Origin of the sequence: Caballeronia sp. S22, from assembly GCF_964261745.1 — a bacterium.
In the GTDB taxonomy this organism is placed as follows: domain Bacteria; phylum Pseudomonadota; class Gammaproteobacteria; order Burkholderiales; family Burkholderiaceae; genus Caballeronia; species Caballeronia jiangsuensis.
This window is the reverse complement of record NZ_OZ180038.1, coordinates 1,130,843-1,151,751: the sequence shown is the minus strand read 5'-3', so window position 1 is coordinate 1,151,751 and position 20,909 is coordinate 1,130,843. Positions and strand designations below refer to the sequence as shown.

14 protein-coding genes are annotated in these 20,909 nt (G+C 62.8%); 5 read left to right on the top strand and 9 right to left on the bottom strand.

Annotation, left to right across the window (positions count from 1 at the left end):
• Positions 1-21: 21 nt before the first annotated feature.
• The 4 genes from ACEN42_RS31865 to ACEN42_RS31850 all read right to left on the bottom strand — a co-directional run bounded on the left by ACEN42_RS31865 (position 22) and on the right by ACEN42_RS31850 (position 6,364).
• Positions 22-2,214, bottom strand: a complete 2,193-nt coding sequence (locus ACEN42_RS31865; protein WP_371883592.1) for a type VI secretion system Vgr family protein — start codon at positions 2,212-2,214, stop codon at positions 22-24.
• A 67-nt stretch (positions 2,215-2,281) separates the two neighbouring features.
• Positions 2,282-4,174: a type VI secretion system baseplate subunit TssF gene (gene tssF / locus ACEN42_RS31860; protein ID WP_371883591.1), complete on the bottom strand. Its 1,893-nt coding sequence runs from the start codon at positions 4,172-4,174 to the stop codon at positions 2,282-2,284.
• A 319-nt stretch (positions 4,175-4,493) separates the two neighbouring features.
• The gene (locus ACEN42_RS31855; protein WP_371883590.1) at positions 4,494-5,888 is read right to left on the bottom strand and encodes an MFS transporter; all 1,395 of its coding nucleotides are present in this window, start codon (positions 5,886-5,888) and stop codon (positions 4,494-4,496) included.
• Positions 5,889-6,109: 221 nt separating this feature from the next.
• A complete protein-coding gene (locus ACEN42_RS31850; protein ID WP_035509638.1) occupies positions 6,110-6,364 on the bottom strand; it encodes a DUF6723 family protein in 255 nt (84 codons plus the stop codon).
• Between the two features lie 308 nt (positions 6,365-6,672).
• Between ACEN42_RS31850 and ACEN42_RS31845 the strand changes: the two genes are divergently transcribed.
• From ACEN42_RS31845 to ACEN42_RS31835, 3 genes are all read left to right on the top strand, one after another.
• On the top strand, positions 6,673-11,547 hold the full coding sequence (locus tag ACEN42_RS31845; RefSeq protein ID WP_371883589.1) for a response regulator: 4,875 nt from the start codon (positions 6,673-6,675) through the stop codon (positions 11,545-11,547).
• A 457-nt stretch (positions 11,548-12,004) separates the two neighbouring features.
• Positions 12,005-12,490 carry a hypothetical protein gene (locus ACEN42_RS31840; protein ID WP_371883588.1) on the top strand — a complete coding sequence of 162 codons (486 nt, stop codon included), beginning with the start codon at positions 12,005-12,007 and terminating at the stop codon, positions 12,488-12,490.
• A gap of 7 nt (positions 12,491-12,497) precedes the next feature.
• Positions 12,498-13,082, top strand: a complete 585-nt coding sequence (locus tag ACEN42_RS31835) for a hypothetical protein (RefSeq protein WP_187604380.1) — start codon at positions 12,498-12,500, stop codon at positions 13,080-13,082.
• Between the two features lie 109 nt (positions 13,083-13,191).
• On the opposite strand, the gene ACEN42_RS31830 is transcribed toward ACEN42_RS31835, so the two are convergent.
• On the bottom strand, positions 13,192-14,310 hold the full coding sequence (locus ACEN42_RS31830; RefSeq protein WP_222946407.1) for a 3-deoxy-7-phosphoheptulonate synthase: 1,119 nt from the start codon (positions 14,308-14,310) through the stop codon (positions 13,192-13,194).
• Between the two features lie 166 nt (positions 14,311-14,476).
• On the opposite strand from ACEN42_RS31830, the gene ACEN42_RS31825 reads away from it, so the two are divergent.
• Together ACEN42_RS31825 and ACEN42_RS31820 are read left to right on the top strand one after the other, a co-directional pair.
• Positions 14,477-15,151: an HAD family hydrolase gene (locus ACEN42_RS31825; RefSeq protein ID WP_371883587.1), complete on the top strand. Its 675-nt coding sequence runs from the start codon at positions 14,477-14,479 to the stop codon at positions 15,149-15,151.
• A gap of 13 nt (positions 15,152-15,164) precedes the next feature.
• A complete protein-coding gene (locus tag ACEN42_RS31820; RefSeq protein ID WP_371883586.1) occupies positions 15,165-16,190 on the top strand; it encodes an aldose epimerase family protein in 1,026 nt (341 codons plus the stop codon).
• 7 nt (positions 16,191-16,197) lie between these two features.
• Here ACEN42_RS31820 and ACEN42_RS31815 read toward each other — a convergent pair whose 3' ends face one another.
• From ACEN42_RS31815 to ACEN42_RS31800, 4 genes are all read right to left on the bottom strand, one after another.
• Positions 16,198-17,334: a porin gene (locus ACEN42_RS31815; protein ID WP_250486074.1), complete on the bottom strand. Its 1,137-nt coding sequence runs from the start codon at positions 17,332-17,334 to the stop codon at positions 16,198-16,200.
• Positions 17,335-17,518: 184 nt separating this feature from the next.
• Positions 17,519-19,024 carry an ATP-binding cassette domain-containing protein gene (locus ACEN42_RS31810; RefSeq protein ID WP_371883585.1) on the bottom strand — a complete coding sequence of 502 codons (1,506 nt, stop codon included), beginning with the start codon at positions 19,022-19,024 and terminating at the stop codon, positions 17,519-17,521.
• A complete protein-coding gene (locus ACEN42_RS31805) occupies positions 19,021-19,947 on the bottom strand; it encodes a branched-chain amino acid ABC transporter permease (protein WP_371883584.1) in 927 nt (308 codons plus the stop codon). Before ACEN42_RS31805 ends, ACEN42_RS31810 begins: the two co-directional genes overlap by 4 nt.
• Before the next feature lie 2 nt (positions 19,948-19,949).
• Complete coding sequence (locus tag ACEN42_RS31800; RefSeq protein ID WP_187604385.1) at positions 19,950-20,825, bottom strand: branched-chain amino acid ABC transporter permease; 876 nt, start codon at positions 20,823-20,825, stop codon at positions 19,950-19,952.
• Positions 20,826-20,909: the final 84 nt, after the last annotated feature.

The window sequence follows — 20,909 nt, the reverse complement described above, 5'->3', positions numbered from 1 at the left end:
CAAGGCAGTACTGCCTGTGCATCAACCAGAGAACGGGAATGTGCCGATATCCATCGGTTTTCCTTCCTTCGGAGCAGAGCGCATCTCGAGCGCATTCTTCACCCATCCCGTACTCGCCTGAACAGGTCCCTTCAACGTGATCTTGGTCGCCTCCAGCGTGATGCCATTCGCATCAAGCGTGATCGTTCCAGCAGGACCACGGATCTGAAGTACGCCACCTGCCTGAAGATTCAAAGCCTTCGTCTTTACGTCTGCGGCTTCTCCCGCCTGCATGCGGAAATGCCCTTCGATCTTATGCTCGGCATGCCCACCAATCGCCACTACGTGATTCGCTGCAACATGGTCTTCGCGATGATTCCCGACGCGCTCGATACGATCCTTGCCGATCTGTGCGATGTGGCTTCGATCGACTGAGAGAAATTCGTCATGGCCGATGTGATGATGTCGGTCGTGACGAATTTCGACTTGCTCGTTATTTCCCACCGTTTCCGTTCGATCGTGACCGATGTTCGTAGTCTCATCGTTATCCACGATTTTCCTTCGATCATGCGCGACCGAATGTGATTCATCGTGCTCGACCTCGGTGCGAAAATCCCTTTCCGCGTGGATCCACAGTTCCTCCTCGCCTTTTCTGTCTTCGAAGCGAATCGCATTGGCGTTCTCATACTCACCCCCCTTGGTAGAGCGTGTGAGCACGCCGCTCTGCGTTGCGTTCTGCGGCAACTTCCACGGCGGCATCGCCTGCGCGTTATAAACCTGCCCGATCACGATTGGACGATCGGGATCGCCATTCTCGAAGTCGACGATCACTTCCGTGCCCACGCGCGGCACACCGATGCTTCCGTAGCGCATCCCCGCGCCCGGATACGCCACGCGTATCCAGCACGACGACGTGTGATCCGTTTCTGGCGATCTGTCCCATTGAAATTTGACCTTGACCCGACCGTACTGGTCGGTCCAGATCTCGCTGTCGCCATAGCCCGTCACCACCGCCGTCTGTGGGCCGGTGGTGCGTGGCTTGTTATCCGGACGCGGAGCCCGGAACATCACCGTGTTGGGCTGCACTTCGAACGTGGTCTTGAAGTCCGTCTTTCCCGACGCCGTCACGTCGCCGCGTTCCTGTGCGTCGATACCGGTTTTAATCACCAGATACCGACGATTGGCGTCGCTCTGTGCAAAGCCCTTGAGACTGAACACCGTGCCACACACCACATTGCGCAGGTTGCCCGCGCCGTAGGCCCGCTCACCGCGTGAACGATGTTCCTGAATGCGTATCAGCGCCAACCGTCCGCCAGCCTTCGGGTCCGCGTAATCGCCTGGCCACTGGTAACGCTCCAGATCATTCCAGATGGTGTCCTGCGGCATCTGTTTTTCGGCGGTCAGATCGGCGCGCGGTTGCTTGAAGTCGTAATCGTCGTAGGTCCACACCCCAGGTTGCAGCGTCTGAGCGACACTGAACTCGCTGACGTACTCTTCGTCGATCTTGTTGCCCGGCGGGTAATACGACAGCGTTTGATACGCCTCGCTCTCTACAGGCTTGTGCGCGCCGATGTTGTCGACGATGACCACACGGTGGTAGCCGTTCGAATGCTCGACAAACCAGTACAAGCCGTGCTCGGCCATCAAACGCTGAACGAATGCGTAGTCCGACTCGCCATACTGGACCTGATACTCGAGCGCCGGATAGCTTTCACCGATGCGCCAATCGCACGAATGAGCGTACGGACGCAGTACGTCTCGCACGATGTCCACGACCGACTTATTCTGGAAAATGCGGAAGTCAGTGCGCTCCCGCGCTAAATCGATCCAAGGTTTGAGCTTCACCTCATAGCGCGCCTGACGATTGCCTTGACCGAGGTACCGCGCCTCGAACACCAGTCCGGTGATCTCTCGCTCGCACGCGCCGATGTTGCCCATGCCCAGCCCGCCGGGCAGACCCGGAATGTACTTCCCGAAGCCCTCGCATTGAACGATCACCGTCAGAGGCTTGGCGATCATCGCTTTCAGATCGATGTTCGCTGCCAATTGTTCGGGGATGAAAGCTTCCGCGGGCGTCGTGAGTTCCAGCGTGTATTCGAACCCCTTGGACAGCGCTTCCTCGCCCTTGATCGAGCGCAGTTGCAGCAGTGAGTCGCCCATCGGCGATTTGGGCATCGCAGTGCCATCGACCGATAACGTGCGGGTGGAGCGGAAATTCAGCAACGAAGTCAGCAACGGAAACCTCCAAAGACACCGGGCAATGCTGTGTTGTTCATCATTTTTTCTCTTTCAGCCGATCCGCTCACACCACCCCGCGCATGCCCATGCGCACGGGAAGACTGGCGATCAGGTCTCGCTGAATGGTGTACAAATCAAGTTGTACGAATGAATGCGCCGAAACGTGACGGCCAAGATAGCGATCCACCACCACACCGAACAGATAAGGACTGGAGGCGCCGAAACCCTTTTCATCTACCGTCAGACGGATGCCGTAGCCCCGACCGAAATGAATCGGACCGCGCCCCGGCAACTTGCGCGTGACGCCCTCGATCTTCAGGCTGACGATCGACTCGATCTGCTGGTGTGCTTCGGTGCCCTCATCCACGAAGAGACGCAGCAGCTTGCGCAGCGCTTCGGCCGACCGGTCTTCGTCGAATAAATCCAGCGTGTCCATGCCCGAGTTCAACTGGCCGATCAGATCCCAGGCCGAACGGCCATGCGCGAGCGGAGGCTTCGGCGCGCTCGGCGCGCGCACCAGGCCGATACTGCCGATGGGTGTCGACTCGAACGGGGTGAGATCGGTCTTGCCGTTGCACGTCAGCAGGTTGGGCAAATCACCGTTGGTCACCCACACATCCGCTGACAGATAACTCAGCGGCGACGCATAAGGCTGTTCATGCCGATCGACCAGGGCCGCGATCAGATCCGAGCCGGTATAGGGCGTGCGCGTGCCGTAGCGACGCGAGGCGTCGCCCGACTCCCGCGGTGTCCGACGCACGGTGTAGAAGCGCCCGCTGTTCGACTCGTCCCGATTGAAGGCGTCATGGCGCGGCAGGAATTCCAGTTTCTCGGAAGTCGACTCGATATGACCGAACAGATGCTCGATGCGAAACACTTCGTAGTCCGGCGCAACTGGACGCACCACGACTTCATTGCCGGCGTGAAACTTACCCTTGCTTTGCAGTTCGATCGACTCGATCTCCAGCGGAAACAGATTGACAACCGGCGTGCAGAACAGCGCGAAGTTGCTGAGACCAACCTGTTCGGCAAGTTCGCGTGGCGGCTGATTGAGCAACACGACGATCTCGACTTCAGGCCCTGCGATTCTGCTTAGCCCCGTGCGCAAACCGGTCAGCGTGAAGAACCAGAAACGCGAAGGGAAGCTGAAGTATTCCTGGATCAGGTTATGGCCGTTGAACTTCTCGCAAATCATTGGCAGGACGCCTTGTCCCGGTTCCAGTGCCTCGTGCTCCACCACCTCGGGCGTGATGACGTGAAACGCCCCATCCTGCTGCGCGAACTGTCCCGGCACGCCGATTACGCAACCCAACGCTGCGGTATGCACCAACTCGAAGAGTCTGGAGGCGATCACTTCGTCACCCGAAAGGTATACGGGCAAGCAGTCGAGATTGAGCAAATCCTTGATCGCGCGGCCTGAAGCGCGCAAGCGAAGTCTGAGTGCGCCTCGGACCTTTCGATAATCGGGCGAGCGTCGTTCGAGCGATGGGATATCCGGTGGTGCAGCCGTCAGCTGTGCACCAACGATTTCGAGCGGATAGAGCGTGACGTCCTGCGTGCTGCAAAACACACACTTGACGTCCTCGCCTACCGGCGCCGCACTGGTCAATACCGCGCCACGTGGGATCTTGAATCCGGACTGGACATCGCCCTCGAATTCGCCTGGGTAAAAGCGGGCAACGGCAGTCGCGGGTGTGGGCGCGTTGTAGTATGGAAAAACTGTTTCAAGCAGTGATTGGGTGAACTTCGGGAAGCTATCGTCGATCTTGCATTGCGCGCGTGCCGCAACGAAGCTGAACGCCTGTATGAGTCGCTCGACATACGAGTCACCGATCTCGCCTTCGACCTGCATGCCGAGACGCCGAGCAACCTTCTCATGCCCCTTCGCCCATTCGCTCGCAAGCTCGAGCGTGTAGGATCGCTGAGCGTTATAAGCGTCAAGAAACTGCTGGTCCATTCCTTCTTAACCTCGAGTCCTTCCTGAACCGCGACTCCATAAGCATCAACGCGCGAACAACACTGACCACATCGACAGTTGCTTCGCGATCTCCAGGTCGCGCAGAGAAATTTTCTAGCGCGTTTCATACTAAACGTTTGCTAACATTTCTCCAAACGGAAAAGTCTTAAATGGCCAACAAAGCGAAACAGAGCGACGCCCACAGCGCTCGATGTTCAACGACCGTGCGCCTCCCCGCGCGTTGCACAAGCGCTAACAAAAAAAACGGCCCGAGCGCACAAATCCCCCGGGCCGCCAACCAACCAAATTACCAAACCCCTTAAGCGTGCCGATGCTCCGGCAACCCCTCATGCGCGACATCCTCACGACGCGCCCCGCCGCCCACCTTCACACCAGGAATTTCCCGCCCACGCAGCGAGCACCCCACCGTCTCGGTAACGAACAGCAACGCAATCGCCCCCACCGCGCAAGCGCCCATCATGTAATACGCCGGCACCAGCGTGCTGCCCGTGCGGCCGATGAGCCAGTCGGTGACCATCGGCGCGGTGCCGCCGAAGATCGACGTCGAAATGTTATAGGCGATCGCCATCCCCGCATAACGCGCCTGCGTCGGAAACATCGCGGGGAACATCGCCGAAATGCTCGCGAGTTGCGGCACATAAAGCAGCCCCAGCACGCCAAGTCCGATCAGCGCGCCGGCGATGCCATGCGACATCAACGTGAACATCGGCACGGCCGCGACGAAGATGCCGACGAGCGAAAGCCACCACACCTTCTTGCGCCCGATGCGATCCGACAACGCGCCCGCGAACGGCAGCAGCACCATCATCGACAACATGCCGATCAGGGGCAGCAGCAGCGAAAGGTTGTCGCTCATGCCGAGTTCCTTCTTCATGAAGGTCGGCATGTACGCGAGCAGCACGTAGTTCACCACGTTCAGCGCGACGACCAGCCCGCCGAGCTGAAGCAGCGGCTTCCAGTAGCTCGCGAAAAGCTCGCGCAACGGCAAGCCCGCGTGGTGCTCGCGTTCGGACGCTTCGGCGCACTCGCGGAACACCGGCGTATCTTCCATCTTCGAACGCAAATACAGTCCGATCAGACCGAGCGGCGCCGCGACGAGGAACGGCAGACGCCAGCCCCATGCGTGCATCGCGTCGTTGCCGAGCAGGACCGAGCAGCCGAGCATCAGGAACGCGCCGAGCGAGAAGCCCGCGAGCGTGCCGAACTCCAGGAAGCTGCCGCAAAAGCCGCGCTTGTGATCGGGCGCGTACTCGGCCATGAAGGTCGCCGCGCCGCCGTACTCGCCGCCCGTCGAGAAGCCCTGGATCATGCGCAACGCAACGAGCGATGCCGGCGCCCACAGGCCGATGCTCGCATACGATGGCAGGACGCCGACGAGCAGCGTCGCCATCGACATGATGATGATGGTGAGCGCGAGCACATGCTTGCGCCCGAGCCGGTCGCCGAGCGGTCCCCAGAAGAGTCCGCCGAGCGGCCGCACGAGAAAGGAAATCGCAAAGGTCGCGAGCGCGAAGAGCGTGGCCTGCGCAGTGCTGCCGGGAAAGAGCGCGGCTGAAATATAGGTGAGGCCGTAGCTGTAGATGCCGTAGTCGAACCACTCGGTCGCGTTGCCGATGGCCGAAGCCGCCATCGCGCGTCTGATGGGTGCGCGCGACTGCGCGTCTTGACTCGTGGAGGGTTGCACGTAACTCATAGTCGTTGTCCGGATGCGTCAGTGACCCGGTGCTGCGCCCGAGTTCGCGCGCCACGCACCGCCTTGAGTTCAAGATACAGACGCATCCCGCATGCCTCGCATGTCCTAGGACGATCGGGACGCTGGGGTTTTCCCCGAAGCACGGGCGATTCTTGCCGATGGGTCCGGGATATCGCGGGGCTTTTTACCGCGTGTCATAGGACATTCGCGCCGGCATGCGATCAAGGCTCGGGATTGGCGATGTCCGCCGTGACGATGCGTCTGCCGAGCGCTTCGGCGGCATGTCGCGCATCCTCGCTGGATTCGAACGGACCGATGGTCTCGCAGCCGTCGAACGGATAGAGCACGCGCTTGTCGCGCTTGCGAACCACCTTGAGTGTGCCGATGTGCATGCCCGTCGCGTTGACCACATACGACGCGTAGATGTCGAAGCCTTCGTACGTCCCTGCTTCGGAGGTGAGTGTGGTTCTGGGCATCGATCTGGACATGTTCTCGAACGTCGTGGCTGCGTGAGTACGCAATGTGCTTGGGTCGGCATTGGTTCAGCAAAATGCGTTCCGAACGTCCGGCGCGTTCCCGTCTGATGATCCGCGGACACCGGAGCGCGTTTGCAGGCGGGCCTGCCGCGCGCAAAGCCGACACAAACCGAAGCCGTTTTCCGTGCGAGAATTCGAAATCGCCTGCGTGCCATGAAGCGCGTCGCGCAAGCGATTCGAACCTTAATACGTGCATTGCCGGCACATGACGTCGCCGCATCGAGACCGGGCGAGGAGACCAAGCGTCGATGAAAGCTGACAATCTGATCGCGGATACGAGAATGAACGGGCTAGACCCGAGCTTTCTCCTGGGCGGCGGCGAAATGGGCGCGCTCATCCGCGAGGTCGATTGGACACAGACTTCGCTCGGCTCGCCCGAACACTGGCCGCAAAGTCTCAAGACGGCCATCCGCATCATGCTGACGTCGCGCCAGCCGATCTGGGTCGGCTGGGGGCCCGACCTGCTCTTTTTCTATAACGACGCGTACAAGCCGATCATCGGCGGCAAGCATCCGCAGGCGCTCGGCCGGCCGACGTCGGTCGTGTGGCGCGAAATCTGGAACGAGATCGGCCCGCTGCTCGACACCGCGCTCGTGGGCGTCGAAGGCACTTACGTCGAACAGAAGCTCCTCATCATGGAGCGCAACGGCTTTCCCGAGGAAACGTATTACACGTTCTCCTACAGCCCGATTCCCGACGACCGCGGCGGCGCGGGCGGCATCATCTGCGCGAACAGCGACGACACCCAACGCGTGCTCGGCGAGCGCCAGTTGAACGTGCTGCGCGAGCTGGCGGCATCGGCGGCCGATGCGCGCACCTGGCGCGAGGCGTGCGAACGTTCGATGAACGCGCTCGAAGGCGCATCGCGCGACATGCCCTTCGCGCTGCTCTATGCGGTCGAACCCGGCGGCGACACGGCTGCGCTCGTCGGCGCTTGCGGCATCGGGCCGGAGCATCGCGCCGCGCCCGCGGTCCTGCACGCGGCGCACCCGGACCCGTGGCCCTTCCACGAGGTGCTGCGCGACAACGAGGCGCGCATCGTGACGAATCTGGATCGCCTCATCGACGCGCCGCTGCCCACCGGCGCATGGAGCGTCGCGCCGGCGAGCGCGGTGATCGTGCCCATCGCGCCCTCGGGCGACACGGGCCGCTCGAGCGTGCTGATCGCCGCGCTCAATCCCTATCGCCTGTTCGACGAAGGGTATCGCGCGTTCGTCAATCTGGTCGCGGGCCAGATCGGCGCGGCGATCGGCTACGCGCACGCCTACGACGAAGAGCGCCGGCGCGCCGAAGCGCTCGCCGAAATCGACCGCGCGAAGACCACGTTCTTCTCCAACATCAGCCACGAGTTCAGGACGCCGCTCACGCTGATGCTCGGCCCGCTCGAAGAGCTGCTCGCGAGTCCCGACCGCGTGAGTCAGGAGGATATGCGGATCGTCGAGGTCATGCATCGCAACGGCTTGCGGCTTCTGAAGCTCGTCAACGCGCTGCTCGACTTCTCGCGCATCGAGGCCGGGCGCATCGAGATCCATCGGCAGCCGACGGATATCGCCGTGTTCACCGCCGAGCTCGCATCGCTCTTTCGCTCGGCGATCGAAACGGCCGGACTGCGCCTGGAAATCGACACCGGACCGACGCCCGTGATCGCGGAAATCGACCGCGACATGTGGGAAAAGATCGTGATGAACCTGCTGTCGAACGCGTTCAAGTTCACGTTCGACGGCGTTATCCGGATTGCGCTCCATACGAACGCGGAGCACGGCATCGAACTCTGCGTGAGCGATACCGGCATCGGCATTCCGGAGCAGGAACTCGCGCGCGTGTTCGAGCGCTTTCATCGCGTCGCGGGCGCGGCGGGCCGTTCGATGGAAGGCAGCGGCATCGGGCTCGCGATGGTGCAGGAGCTCGTCAAGCTGCACGGCGGCACGATCCGTGTGGACAGCACGCCCGGCGATGGCGCGTGCTTCACCGTCACGTTGCCCGCGCCGCGCGAACCCGCCGCCGACGCAGAAGGCGCGCCGCATGCCGAGGCGAGCATACGCGCGCGTTCGTATGTCGATGCCGCCATGCGCTGGATGCCCGACGCGAATGAGCGGCCCGTCGTCGAGAGCGATGACGACACAGCGCTCGGCGTGAACGCGACCGATGAGCCGACGCTCGCCGACGCGCTGCCGGGCCGCGTGCTCGTGGTCGACGACAACGCCGACCTGCGCGACTACATGCGCCGCATGCTGATCGCGGCGGGCCACGAGGTCAGCGTCGCCGCCGATGGCGAAGCCGCGCTCGAGATCGCGCGGCGTGTGCATCCCGAGGTGATCGTCTCCGACGTGATGATGCCGCGCCTCGACGGCTTCGGGCTTTTGCGCGCGCTGCGCGAGGACGAGGCGCTGCGCGAGACGCCGGTCGTGCTGCTGTCGGCGCGCGCGGGCGAGGAGGCGCGCGTCGGCGGGCTCGAAGCGGGTGCGGACGATTATCTGACCAAACCTTTCCCGGCGCGCGAACTGCTGGCACGCGTGGCGAGCAATCTGCGCCTCGCGCGATTGCGTCACGCGACCGAACAGAAGCTGCGCGACGAATCGCGCACGCTGGAGATTCTCAACCGCGTCGGCACAACGGTCGCGGGCGAACTCGAACTGAGCCGCGCGGTGCAGGTCGTCGTCGATGCCGCGACCGAGCTGACGGGCGCCGCCTTCGGCTCGTTCTTCTACAACGTGCTCGACGACAAGGGCGCCCGCTATACGCTCTACACGCTCTCGGGCGTGCCGAAGGACACGTTCTCCCGATTCCCGATGCCGCGCAACACCGCCGTGTTCGGCCCGACATTCGCGGGCGAAGGCATCGTGCGTTCGGACGACATCACGAAAGATCCGCGCTATGGTCACAACGCGCCGCATCACGGCATGCCGAAGGGCCATCTCGCCGTGTGCAGCTATCTCGCCGCGCCGGTCGTCTCGCGCAACGGCGAAGTGCTCGGCGGACTCTTCTTCGGCCATCCCGAGCCGGGCGTCTTCACGGACCGCGCGGAGCGGATCCTGACCGGCATCGCGTCGCAGGCGGCGATCGCCATCGACAACGCGCGTCTTTATCAGGCCGCGCAGGACGAGATCGACGAGCGCACGAAGGCGCAGGACGCGCTGCGCGATCTGAACGAAACGCTGGAACGCCGCGTGGCCGATGCCGTCGCCGACCGCGACCGCTTATGGGAGCTGAGCGAGGATCTGTTCTTCGTCGCGAGCTTCGAGGGCGCGCTGCTGCGCGTCAGTCCTTCATGGACGACAGTGCTCGGCTTCGACTCGCAGCGCCTGCATTCGCACACGGTGATGGACCTCGTGCATCCCGACGACGCGCACGCCGCCACGGCCGAACTCGGCAAGCTGCGCGCGAACGGCCTGCCGGTGCGCTACGAATGCCGTCTGAGCCGCTCGGACGGCGGCTGGCGCTGGATCGCGTGGACGGTGTCGCTCGATCCGCGCACGCGGCGCATTCACGGCGTGGGCCGCGACGTCACGGCCGACCGCGAAACCGCCGACGCGCTGCGTCACGCCGAGGAAGCGCTGCGCATGGCGCAGAAGATGGAAGCCATCGGCAAGCTGACGGGTGGCGTCGCGCACGACTTCAACAACCTGCTGCAGGTGATCGGCGGCAATCTGCAATTGCTCGCGAAGGACGTCGCCGGAAAGGACAAGCCTGAGCAGCGCGTGCGCAACGCGCTCGCGGGCGTCGCGCGCGGCGCGAATCTCGCGTCGCAGTTGCTCGCGTTCGGCAGACGTCAGCCGCTCGCGCCGAAGGTCGTGAATCTGGGGCGCTTCGTGCGCGGCCTCGACGACATGTTCCGCCGCGCGCTCGGGGACGGCATCGAGATCGAGACCATCGTGTCGGGCGGCTTGTGGAATACGCTCGTCGATCCGTTTCAGGTCGAGAACGCTTTGCTCAATCTCGCGATCAACGCGCGCGATGCGATGAACGGTCACGGCAAGCTCACGATCGAAGCGGGCAACGCATCGCTCGACGAAGCCTACGCGATGCGCAACGCCGACGTTTCGCCCGGCCAGTACGTGATGGTCGCCGTGACGGACACGGGCTCGGGCATGTCGCCCGAAGTGCAGGAGCGCGCGTTCGAGCCGTTCTTCACGACCAAGCGCGAGGGCCAGGGCACGGGCCTCGGGCTCTCGATGGTGTACGGCTTCGTCAAGCAGTCCGGCGGCCACGTGAAGGTTTACAGCGAGCAGGGACACGGCACGACGGTGCGCCTCTATCTGCCGCGCGCGCGTGCCGAAGAAGACCTCGAAATCAATATCGATGCGGGCCCGGCGAAGGGCGGCAGCGAAACCATTCTCGTCGTCGAGGACGATGAGGAAGTGCGCGCCACTGTTGTCGAACTGCTCGTCGATCTCGGCTATCGCGTGCTGCGGGCGAAGGATGCGCAGAGCGCGCTGGCGATCGTCGAGAGCGGCGTGCCGCTCGATCTGCTCTTCACCGATGTCGTGATGCCCGGGCCGTTGCGCAGCACCGAACTCGCGCGCAAGGCGCGTGAACGTGTGCCGGGTATCGCGGTGCTGTTCACGTCGGGCTATACCGATAACGCAATCGTGCATGCAGGACGGCTCGACGAAGGCATCGATCTGTTGAGCAAGCCTTATACGCACGAGGCGCTGGCGCGCAAGGTGCGGCATGTGCTCGGGCTGTCCGCGCAGGCATCGGAAGCCGTTGTCGCGGACATCGACACGCATGTGCCGCGTGTCGCCGAGGACGATGCGCCGTCACGCATGCGCGTGCTGTTCGTCGAAGACAATGAACTCGTGCGCACGAGCACCGCCGAGTTGCTGCGCACATTCGGGCTGGATCTGATCGATGCAGGCAGCGTCGATGAGGCGCTTGCGCTGTTGCGCGAGCATCGCTTCGAAGTGTTGCTGACGGATGTGGATCTCGCGGGCCAATCCGGTGTGGATCTGGCCATCGACGCGTGTCGCGAGGCGCCAGAGCTGGGCGTCGTGTTCGTGACCGGCTACGATCTCGCGCTCGGCGATGACGAGCGGCGCGCGTTGCCGAGAGCGGTTCAGGTGCGCAAGCCGTTCGATCCGCTGGCGTTGGTCAATGCGTTGAATGCGGCGGTGGCGAGGTAGGGATGATCCGCGGACCTCGCGTCCAGTCGCAGCCCGTTTCGATCGCGTAGCGTTGGCAAACAGCGCCAGTTGCGGCAATCAATCCATTCTTAAGCTCGAACCACATCGAGATCATCCGACACGTCCCTCGCCTGGACGAAAACCAGAGCCTCGTCCGGCTTTTCGTTGACAAAAAACAATCTTTTGACGTTCAAGTTTGGTGTTTCGCTCTGCTACCATCGCCGTGCGATAGCCGGCCGATGCTGAGTTCAGCATCGCACGCGATGTCACTACGCTCGACGAATAAAACATCACTGACCATGCCCATATAATTATGCATAACGAATCAAATACGTTGGGGAACCTGGCGATCTTTCGCCGCATTGTCACCGCATCGGTACTCCTCGCTACAGCGCTTCTCGCTGCGTGCAGCAGCGTCTATGTCGACACACAAACGAAACAAGTCCCGGTTGCACAAATGAAGAAGGTCGCCGACCCGAAACCAGTGCAACTCGTGTTCGAGTTCCAGACGAAGGGAGCGCCCAATGCACGGGCAACGGATAGGTTAAGCAGCGTGGTAAGCAAGGAAGTCAAGGATTCCGGCCTGTTTTCCACGGTTTCCTCAAACCCGCAGCCAAACGCGGGCATGCTCAGCGTCACCCTCAACAACGTCCCCATCACGGAAGACGCCGCTTCCAAAGGCTTTGTTACCGGTCTGACCTTCGGGCTCGCTGGCAATACCGTCACGGATGGATATATCTGCACCGTTAGCTATCTCGCTCCCAATCGGACGACACCGATCGTCAAAACGGCCCGCCACGCGATCCACACAACGGTGGGAAACACCAGTGCGCCACCGAACGCGCAGAAGTCGCCGTCGGCCGTCGATGCTGTCAATCAAATGACGCTCGATGTGCTGAGCAACGCGCTTGACGACTTGTCGCGCGATCCGGCGTTCGAGTGAGGTCGTCATGAGAGCAATCAACTGGATAGCACCGCTGTCTTTGAGCGCGGTCATGCTTTTGGCCGGATGCATGCAGATCCCGATGCACGCCCCGCAACCAAGCGTCGAAAATCTCGCCAAGCTGCGCCGCGCCGATCCTCCTCCCGGCAAGGTGGAGATCGGCAGGTTTTCGCTGGACCCATCGCAACCGGAAGGCATGGATCGCAGTGTCAGCGTCCGTGGCAGTACCGTGACCTCTCCCGTGAAGGACTCGATGGCTCAATATCTGGGTGAGGCATTGCGCGTCGAGTTGCAATCGGCAGGATTACTCGATCCGCAAGCCAACACGATAATCTCGGGCACGCTTCTCGACAGCACATTGAATGGACCTATTGGCACAGGCAACGCCTCGTTGACGGCGCGCTTTGTCGTCAAGCGTTCCGAGGCCGTACAGTACGATCGGACACTTCATGTGGATTCGACGTGGGACTCGCCGTTTGTGGGTGCCATCGCGATTCCTGAAGCAGCGAGGCAGTACGAAGGTTTGTACCGAAAGCTGATCGGCATGCTGCTCGATGACGAGTCGTTCATCAAGTCGCTTGCAGCGCGTTAATCAGCCGCATTCGGCAACTGGGTCAATGGGTTGAATGCGGCGGTGGCGAGGTAGCGTTCCATCGAAAACGCTACCTCGCCCGCATCGACCGCTACCCCGCTCAGCCCGCTCAGCCCGCGCGGCGCTTTCTCACAGCTTGCGCAAGCAGTTCGAGCACCGGCTCGCTCTGCGTCCAGCCCAGGCATGCATCGGTGATCGACACGCCATGCTTGAGCGGCACGCCGGGCTTGAGATCCTGACGCCCCTCTTCCAGATGGCTCTCGATCATCACGCCGGTGATGCGCCGCTCGCCCGCTTCCAGTTGCCGCGCGATATCCTGCGCGACGTCCACCTGACGCAGATGCGACTTGTTCGAGTTGGCATGCGAGCAATCGATCATCACTTGCTCGCGCTGGCCGAGCTTGGCCAATGCGCCGCATGCCGCCGCCACACTCTCCGCATCGTAGTTCGGCCCCTTCGTGCCGCCGCGCAGGATCACATGGCAGTCGTCGTTGCCGCGCGTTTCGAAGATCGCGGCCATGCCCATCTTCGTCATGCCCATGAACGCGTGGCTCGCGCGCGCCGCGACGATCGCATCCGCCGCGACCTGCACGCCGCCGTCGGTGCCGTTCTTGAAGCCAATCGGGCAACTCAGACCCGATGCAAGCTGCCGATGACTCTGGCTCTCCGTCGTGCGCGCGCCGATCGCGCCCCACGCGATCAGATCGGCGATGTATTGCGGGCTCAGCAGATCGAGAAACTCCGTCGCGGTCGGAAGACCCAGCGCACTGATGTCGAGCAGAAGCTCGCGCGCGCGGCGCAGACCTTCGTTGATGCGGAAGCTGCCGTCCAGACGCGGATCGTTGATATAGCCCTTCCAGCCCACCGTCGTGCGGGGTTTTTCGAAGTACACGCGCATCACGATGAAGAGATCGTCGCGCAACTGGTCGGCGACTTTCTTCAGGCGCTGCGCGTATTCCATCGCCTGATCGTGATCGTGAATGGAGCACGGACCGACGACCACGACGAGCCTGTCATCGCGGCCATGCAGTATGTTCGCGATGGCGCCGCGGCTTTCCTCGACGAGCGTCTGCACGTCGGGCGTCACCGGGAGTTCGTCGAGCAGCAGGGCCGGCGAGATCAGCGGACGCACGGCGCCGATGCGCGTATCGTCGATACGGGTCGTGTCTTGCGTGGCGTCGGCCACGCCTGCTTCCTGATCGCGGGAGGGATTGTCGATGCGGGTCAAGATAGGCTCCGTCATGCGTAATTGATGCAAAATTCAAGGACTTTGTGCGTATTGTCCGCGAGATAACCGGCTCGCGGCGCAAACATCCATTATCGCACTTGCAGCAGCCCGCTTGCCCGATCGTGCGTATGATGAAGTCGCTCGGACACACTCATGGGAGAAGATCATGCGTATCGAAACGTCATTCCTGTTCGACCTGGACGGCACGCTCGTCGATAGCGTCTATCAGCACGTGCTCGCGTGGAAGGAAGCGCTCGACGCCGAAGGGATCGAGTTGTCCGTGTGGCGCATCCATCGCAAGATCGGTATGAGCGGCGGGCTCTTCACCAATCAGTTGCTGCGTGAAACGCATGGCGAGATCAGCGCGGATCGCGTCGAACGGCTGCGTCTGTTGCATGCGGAAGCGTACAAGCGGCTGCGCGCGCAGGTCTGCCCGCTGCCGGGCGCGCGCGAGTTGCTCGACGCGCTGACGCAGGCCGGTACGAAATGGGCCATCGCGACGAGCGGACGCATGGAGACCGCGCAGGTCAATCTCGAAGCGCTGGGTGTCGATCCGTCGAAGCAGGTGGTCATCACGCGCGACATGGTGAAGTACGCGAAGCCCGATCCCGATCTCTTCCTCGCCGCGGCCGCGCGCCTGAACGTGCCGATAGAACATACGGTCGTCGTCGGCGACAGCATCTGGGACATGCTCGCCGCGCGCCGATGCCGCTCGCTCGGCGTCGGCCTGCTCTCGGGCGGTTATGGCAGCGACGAACTGGAGCGCTCGGGCGCCTTGCGCGTGTATGAAGATCCCGCGGATCTGCTGCTGCATCTCGATGAAGTCGCGGCGCGTCCGTGAGATGATCGCGCGCATGACCTCCTCTTCTCTCATCGACATTCGTCCCTGGGGCGACGCGCATCTCTACACGTTGCGCAATGCGTCGGGTATGCGCATCGAAATCAGCGATCTGGGCGCGACGCTCGTCTCATGGCTCGCGCCCGACCGCGACGGACATCTCGCCGACGTGCTGCTCGGTCACGACGCGCCCGCCGACTATCTGAACGGCAGCGCATTCATGGGCGCGATCATCGGGCGCTGGGCCAATCGCATCCGCGATGGACGCTTCATGCTCGATGGCCTCGCGTATCAGGTCGAGCGCAACGAAGGCGCGAATCATCTGCACGGCGGCTCGGCGGGTTTTCATCGGCAGATGTGGCGCGTGGACGTGGCCGATGACGCGCTCGTCATGACGCTGCGTTCGCCCGCGGGCGCGGCGGGCTTTCCCGGCAATCTCGATGTGTCCGTGCGCTACGCACTGAACGACGCAGGCACGTTATCGATCGATTACGAAGCGCGCACCGATGCGCCGACGCCCGTCAGCCTGACGAACCATGCGTACTTCAATCTGGGCAATGACGCGAGCATTCGCGATCATGAAATATCGATTGCATCGGATACGTATCTTGCGATCGATGCGCAGTCGATTCCCGTTGCACGCGAAGCGGTAGCGAACAGCGTGTTCGATTTGCGCGAGCCCGCATCGATCGGGGCGCGCCTCGATGCATCGCATCCGCAACTCGCGCTCGCGGGCGGCTTCGATCATTGCTATGTGCTGGGCGAAGACGCGCAAGAGCCGCGCACGGTCGCCGTGCTGTTCGACCCGTCGAGCGGACGCGAGTTGAGCGTCGCCACCGATGCGCGCGGCTTGCAGTTCTATTCGGGGAATTATCTGGAAGGCGTGAGCGCGCGCAATGGGTCGCGCTATCGCAAGCATGCGGGGCTGTGTCTCGAAGCAGGCGGCTTTCCGGACGAGATCAACATGGACGGCGAGCGCGCCGTCCTGCGTCCCGACGCGGTGTATCGTCAGCGCACGCGCTATACCTTGCGCGTGCGCTGACGCGCGATCAGAAGATGTTGCGCAAGCCGATCGATACGCCCGTCTGATTCGAGCGGCCCGGCAGTTCGACATCGGCCGCGCCCGTCACCTTGTTGAAGTCGACGGTGCCATACACTTCGGTGCGCTTCGACAATGCATACTCCGCCAGCGCGACGCCCGTGTAGCGATTGCCGCTGCCCGTCGCGCCGCCGCCGATGGCCGCGTTCTTCATGTGATCGTAATAGAACGCGCCCGTGAGCAGCAGCGCCGGCGTGACCTGGTACGTGATGCCCGCGAACGGACCGTCGTCGCGGCGGCCCGAGCCCTTCAGGATATCCGTGCCCGACACGAGCCCGCGCTGTTGCAGGATGCTGTCGACGAAGCCAGTGTCGTCGGTCGAATGCAGATAGCCCGCATAGAGTTTGGCCGCGCCGATCGTATAGACCGCGTTCGCGTTCCAGATCTTCTGCTTGTTCGACGAGTTGTCGCTGTTCTGCTGATAACCGCCGCCGATGGACAACGGGCCCATCGCATACGACGCCGTGAAGCCGTACATGTTGCCCGCGCCCATATGGCCCGGCACCTGACCCGAGAAGCCGCCCGCGCCGGTCGCCGTGTAGTTCGTGCCGAACGAGTACATCGCGCCGAGCGTGAGGCCCGCGAACGTGCCGTTGTACTTCACCGCGTTATCGGCATAGAGACCCGCGCCAAGTGCGACCGGCAGCCATGCGTTCTCGAAGTAGTTGCCGACGGTGAGCGGATCATACGTGTCGCCGAGCATGTCGAAGAGCGGCGTCTTCTGGCGGCCGAGCGTCAGCGTGCCGTACTGGTTCGACAGACCGACGTAGGCCGCGCGGTTGAATGCGCGCGCGCTGTCGGAGTACTGGCCGTTCTCCAACTCCACACCGCTTTCCAGCCGGAAGATCGCCTTCAGGCCGCCGCCGAGATCTTCCTCGCCCTTCAGGCCGATACGGCTATTGGTGATCGCGCCGTTGGTCATGAACAGCTTGCCGTCGTTATTGGCGTTGGCGTTCGTGAGATAACGCACGCTGACGTCGGCGACGCCATAGAGCGTGACCGAGCTTTGCGCGAATGCGGACTGACAGGCGAGCGCGATGACCGATGCACCCATTCCTGCGATGGCACGCGATGTGATTGTCTTCATGATGTGTTGGAGCGTCTATTTATTAGCGATTTTGTGGGGCTTCGATGCGTCGCCTTTCAGTTCACTGTCTAGATGAACGCGGCTTCGGCGTGACGCATGAAGGCACGCGATTTTTAACACATCAATTGTCGCGATGCGTGGTTTCGTGCACTACGTGTGGTGTTTTTGCGCAACAGCGAAGGCGTCACGCTCTCGCTTGCATCGGCTCGGACGGCACCGCTTCGAGAAACCCGCGCCCCATCTCCTTTTCGAAACGCGACGGGCTGCCCTCCCACACGATCCGCGCATGTTCGAGCACATAGACGCGGTCCGCATGAGGCAGCGCGAACGTGACGTTCTGCTCGCCGAGCAGCACGGTGATCGGCGTGGTCTTCTGCATCAGTTCCATCGCCTTCGACAATTGCTCAAGGATCACCGGCGCGAGGCCGAGCGTCGGCTCGTCGAGAATGAGGAGCTTCGGCTGCATCATCAGCGCGCGAGCGATGGCGAGCATCTGCTGTTCACCGCCCGAAAGCGTGCGCGCGGTCTGCTTCTCGCGCGCTTCGAGAATCGGAAAGAGTTCGAAGAGCCACTTGAGCTGATCGGCGCGCGCCTTGTCGGAGAGATGATAGCCGCCGAGATCGAGGTTCTCGCGCACGGTCATATCGCCGAAAAGCTCGCGCGTTTCCGGACATTGCACGATGCCCCCGCGCGCGATCGCCGCGCCGCTCATGCCCTTCAGATCCTTCGAGCCGTAGCGGATGGTCCCTTCGTAAGGCACGAGCCCGGAGATCGCGTTGAAGAGCGTGGTCTTGCCCGCGCCGTTCAATCCCACGACCGACACGAACTCGCCTTCGCGCACATGCATGTTCACGCCGTCGAGCGCGCGCGCCTTGCCGTACAGCACGCCGACATTGTCGACCTGAAGGATCGAAGGCTTGCTGTTGACCACTTCCGCGCCGCGCTCGCGCGCCTCGATCTTGCCGCCGAGATACACGCGGCGCACGGTTTCGTTTCGCATCACCTCCTCGGCGGAGCCTTCGGCGACGTACTCGCCGAGATACATCGCGAGCACGCGATCCGCGAGCGCCGCGAGGCTCTTCACGTTGTGATCGACGAGCAGCACCGCGCGCCCTTCCGCACGAAAACCGCTGATCAATTCGGAGAAGGTTTCCGACTCGGCCGCGGTGAGTCCCGCGAAAGGTTCGTCGACGAGCACGACGCGCGGATCGCGCGCAATCGCCTTCGCCATTTCCATGCGGCGCAGATCGGCGAAGGGCAGCGTCGCCGGATGACGATGCATCACTTTCGCGAGACCCACACGCTCCGCGATCTCGCGCGCGCGGCGATTGACATGCGGATCGGCGGCGAGCTTCACGAGCGAATCGGGCAACAGCGCGAGCTTGATGTGCTCCAGCACCGTTTGCCGATGCAGCGGCCGCGAATGCTGAAACACGATGCCCACGCCCGCGCGCGCGATGCGATGCGGCAGCCAGCCGGCCATCTCGACGCCATCGACCTTGATCGAACCCGCATTGGGCCGCTCGATGCCCATGATGAGCTTCATCACCGTCGACTTGCCCGAGCCGTTCGGGCCGATCAGGCCGAGTATCTCGCCGGGTTCGATATCGAAGCCGATATCCTTCACCGCGACGAGACCGCCGAAGCGCTTCGTCAGACCGCGCACGGAGAGCAGAGGTGAATCGTTCATTCGTGCTCCTTCACGCGGAGGATGTTGCCGAGCAAGCCATCCGGAAAGAACAGGATGACCGCGAGCGCGACGGCCGCGACCACGAACGTGTTGATCTGCCCGAGCGGACGCAGGAATTCGCCCGCGACGATGAGAAAGATCGAGCCGAGCACCGCGCCGAGTATCGTGCGCCGCCCGCCGAGCACGGCCGCGATGATGATCTGGACGCCGATGCCGATATCGACCACCGTGCTCACCGACGCCGTGCCCTGATAGAACACGAGCATCGCGCCCGCGACGCCGGAGAACACCGCGCTGATGCAGAACGCCGCGAGCTTGTGCTTCACGACGTTGAAGCCGAGCGCCTGCGCGCCGATGGTGTCCTGCCCGCTCGCCTGCAATATGAGGCCGATCGCCGAGCGCGACAGGCCGAACAGGATGATCGCGCAGCCGATCAGGAACGCGAGCGCGATCCAGTAGTTGTTGCTCGCGTCGACGGACATCACGTCGGGCACCATCATGCCGATCTCGCCACCCGTGATGCCCGCGAAGATGACGATCGCGTTCTGCAGCAGCAACACGGCGACAAGCGTCACGAGGCCGAAGTACGGCCCGCGCAAGCGCAGCGCGGGCACCGCGAGCAGCAGGCCGCCGACGAGCGCGACGAGTCCGCCCGCCATTACGCAAATGGGTATCGGCGCGGCGGCGTGCGCGTTCAGTATCGCGGCGGAATAGGCGCCGAGTCCGATCAGGAAGGTCGGACCGAAGTTGACCTCGCCGGCGAAGCCGAACAGCAAGTCCCACGACATCGCGAAGACGCCGAAGTAATACGCGACGGTCAGCACGCCGAGGATATAGCCGGTGAGCCACCACGGCAGCGTCGCGGCGACGATCGCGAGCAGAATCGCGGACATTGTCAGACGCGAGCGAACGATGTCTTTCATGATCAGCGCCGTCCGAGAAAGCCTTGCGGCCGCACATACACGACGAGCACGAGCAGCAGCAGCGCGGGCAGCGGCCGCAGCGTCGGCGCGATGAGATACGCGGTGACGGTCTCCAGATAGCCCACCACATACGCGGCCATCAACGAACCCGAGACGCTCCCGAGACCGCCCAGCACGACGATGGAAAACGCGCTCGCCGTGAGTTGCCCCGTGTTGTTCGTGCTTACGCCGAGAAACGACGCGAGCAGCACGCCCGCGATGCCCGCGAGCACGCCGTATAGCGTCCACGCGAGCAGATAGATGCGCGACAACTCGAAGCCGAGCAGCGTGAGTCCGCGCGGATTCATCGATGCCGCGAGCAGCGCCTTGCCCGCTTTCGTGCGATTCACGAAGAGCCACAACAGGCCGATCACGACCCAGCACACCACCGCGATCATGATCTCGTTGTATGGCACGCGCACGCCCGCGACGCTCGCGACGCCGGGAATCAGCGGGCGCATCGTGATGGGGTTGTCGGAGAAGAGATAGGCCATCCCCTGCTGGATCATGATGCCCCAGAGGAGCGTGCCCGTCAGCACGAAGATCTCCTTCTCTTCACGCGGAATCGCGGCGGAATTCTGAATGGGCCGCACCACCATGAAATAGGTGATGAAAGCGGCGATCATCCCGCAGATCACGCCGAGCGGCGTGGCGATGTACGTGCCCAGACCCGCTTCGCCGGCGAGCGCCCACCCGAGCAGCGCGGCGATCAGCATCACGCCGCCATGCGCGAGATTGAGCACGCCGGAGACGCCGAAGATCAGCGTGAAGCCGATCGCGCCGAGCGCATAGAGCGAACTGATGGCGAAGCCATCGATGAGTATTTGCAGTGGCAGCATGGCGGCCTTTTTAGTCGATGTCTACGTGGAACCGGTCCCCGCAACATGCGCAAGGCGCACGCGCCTTGCGCGACGCCAAGGCGT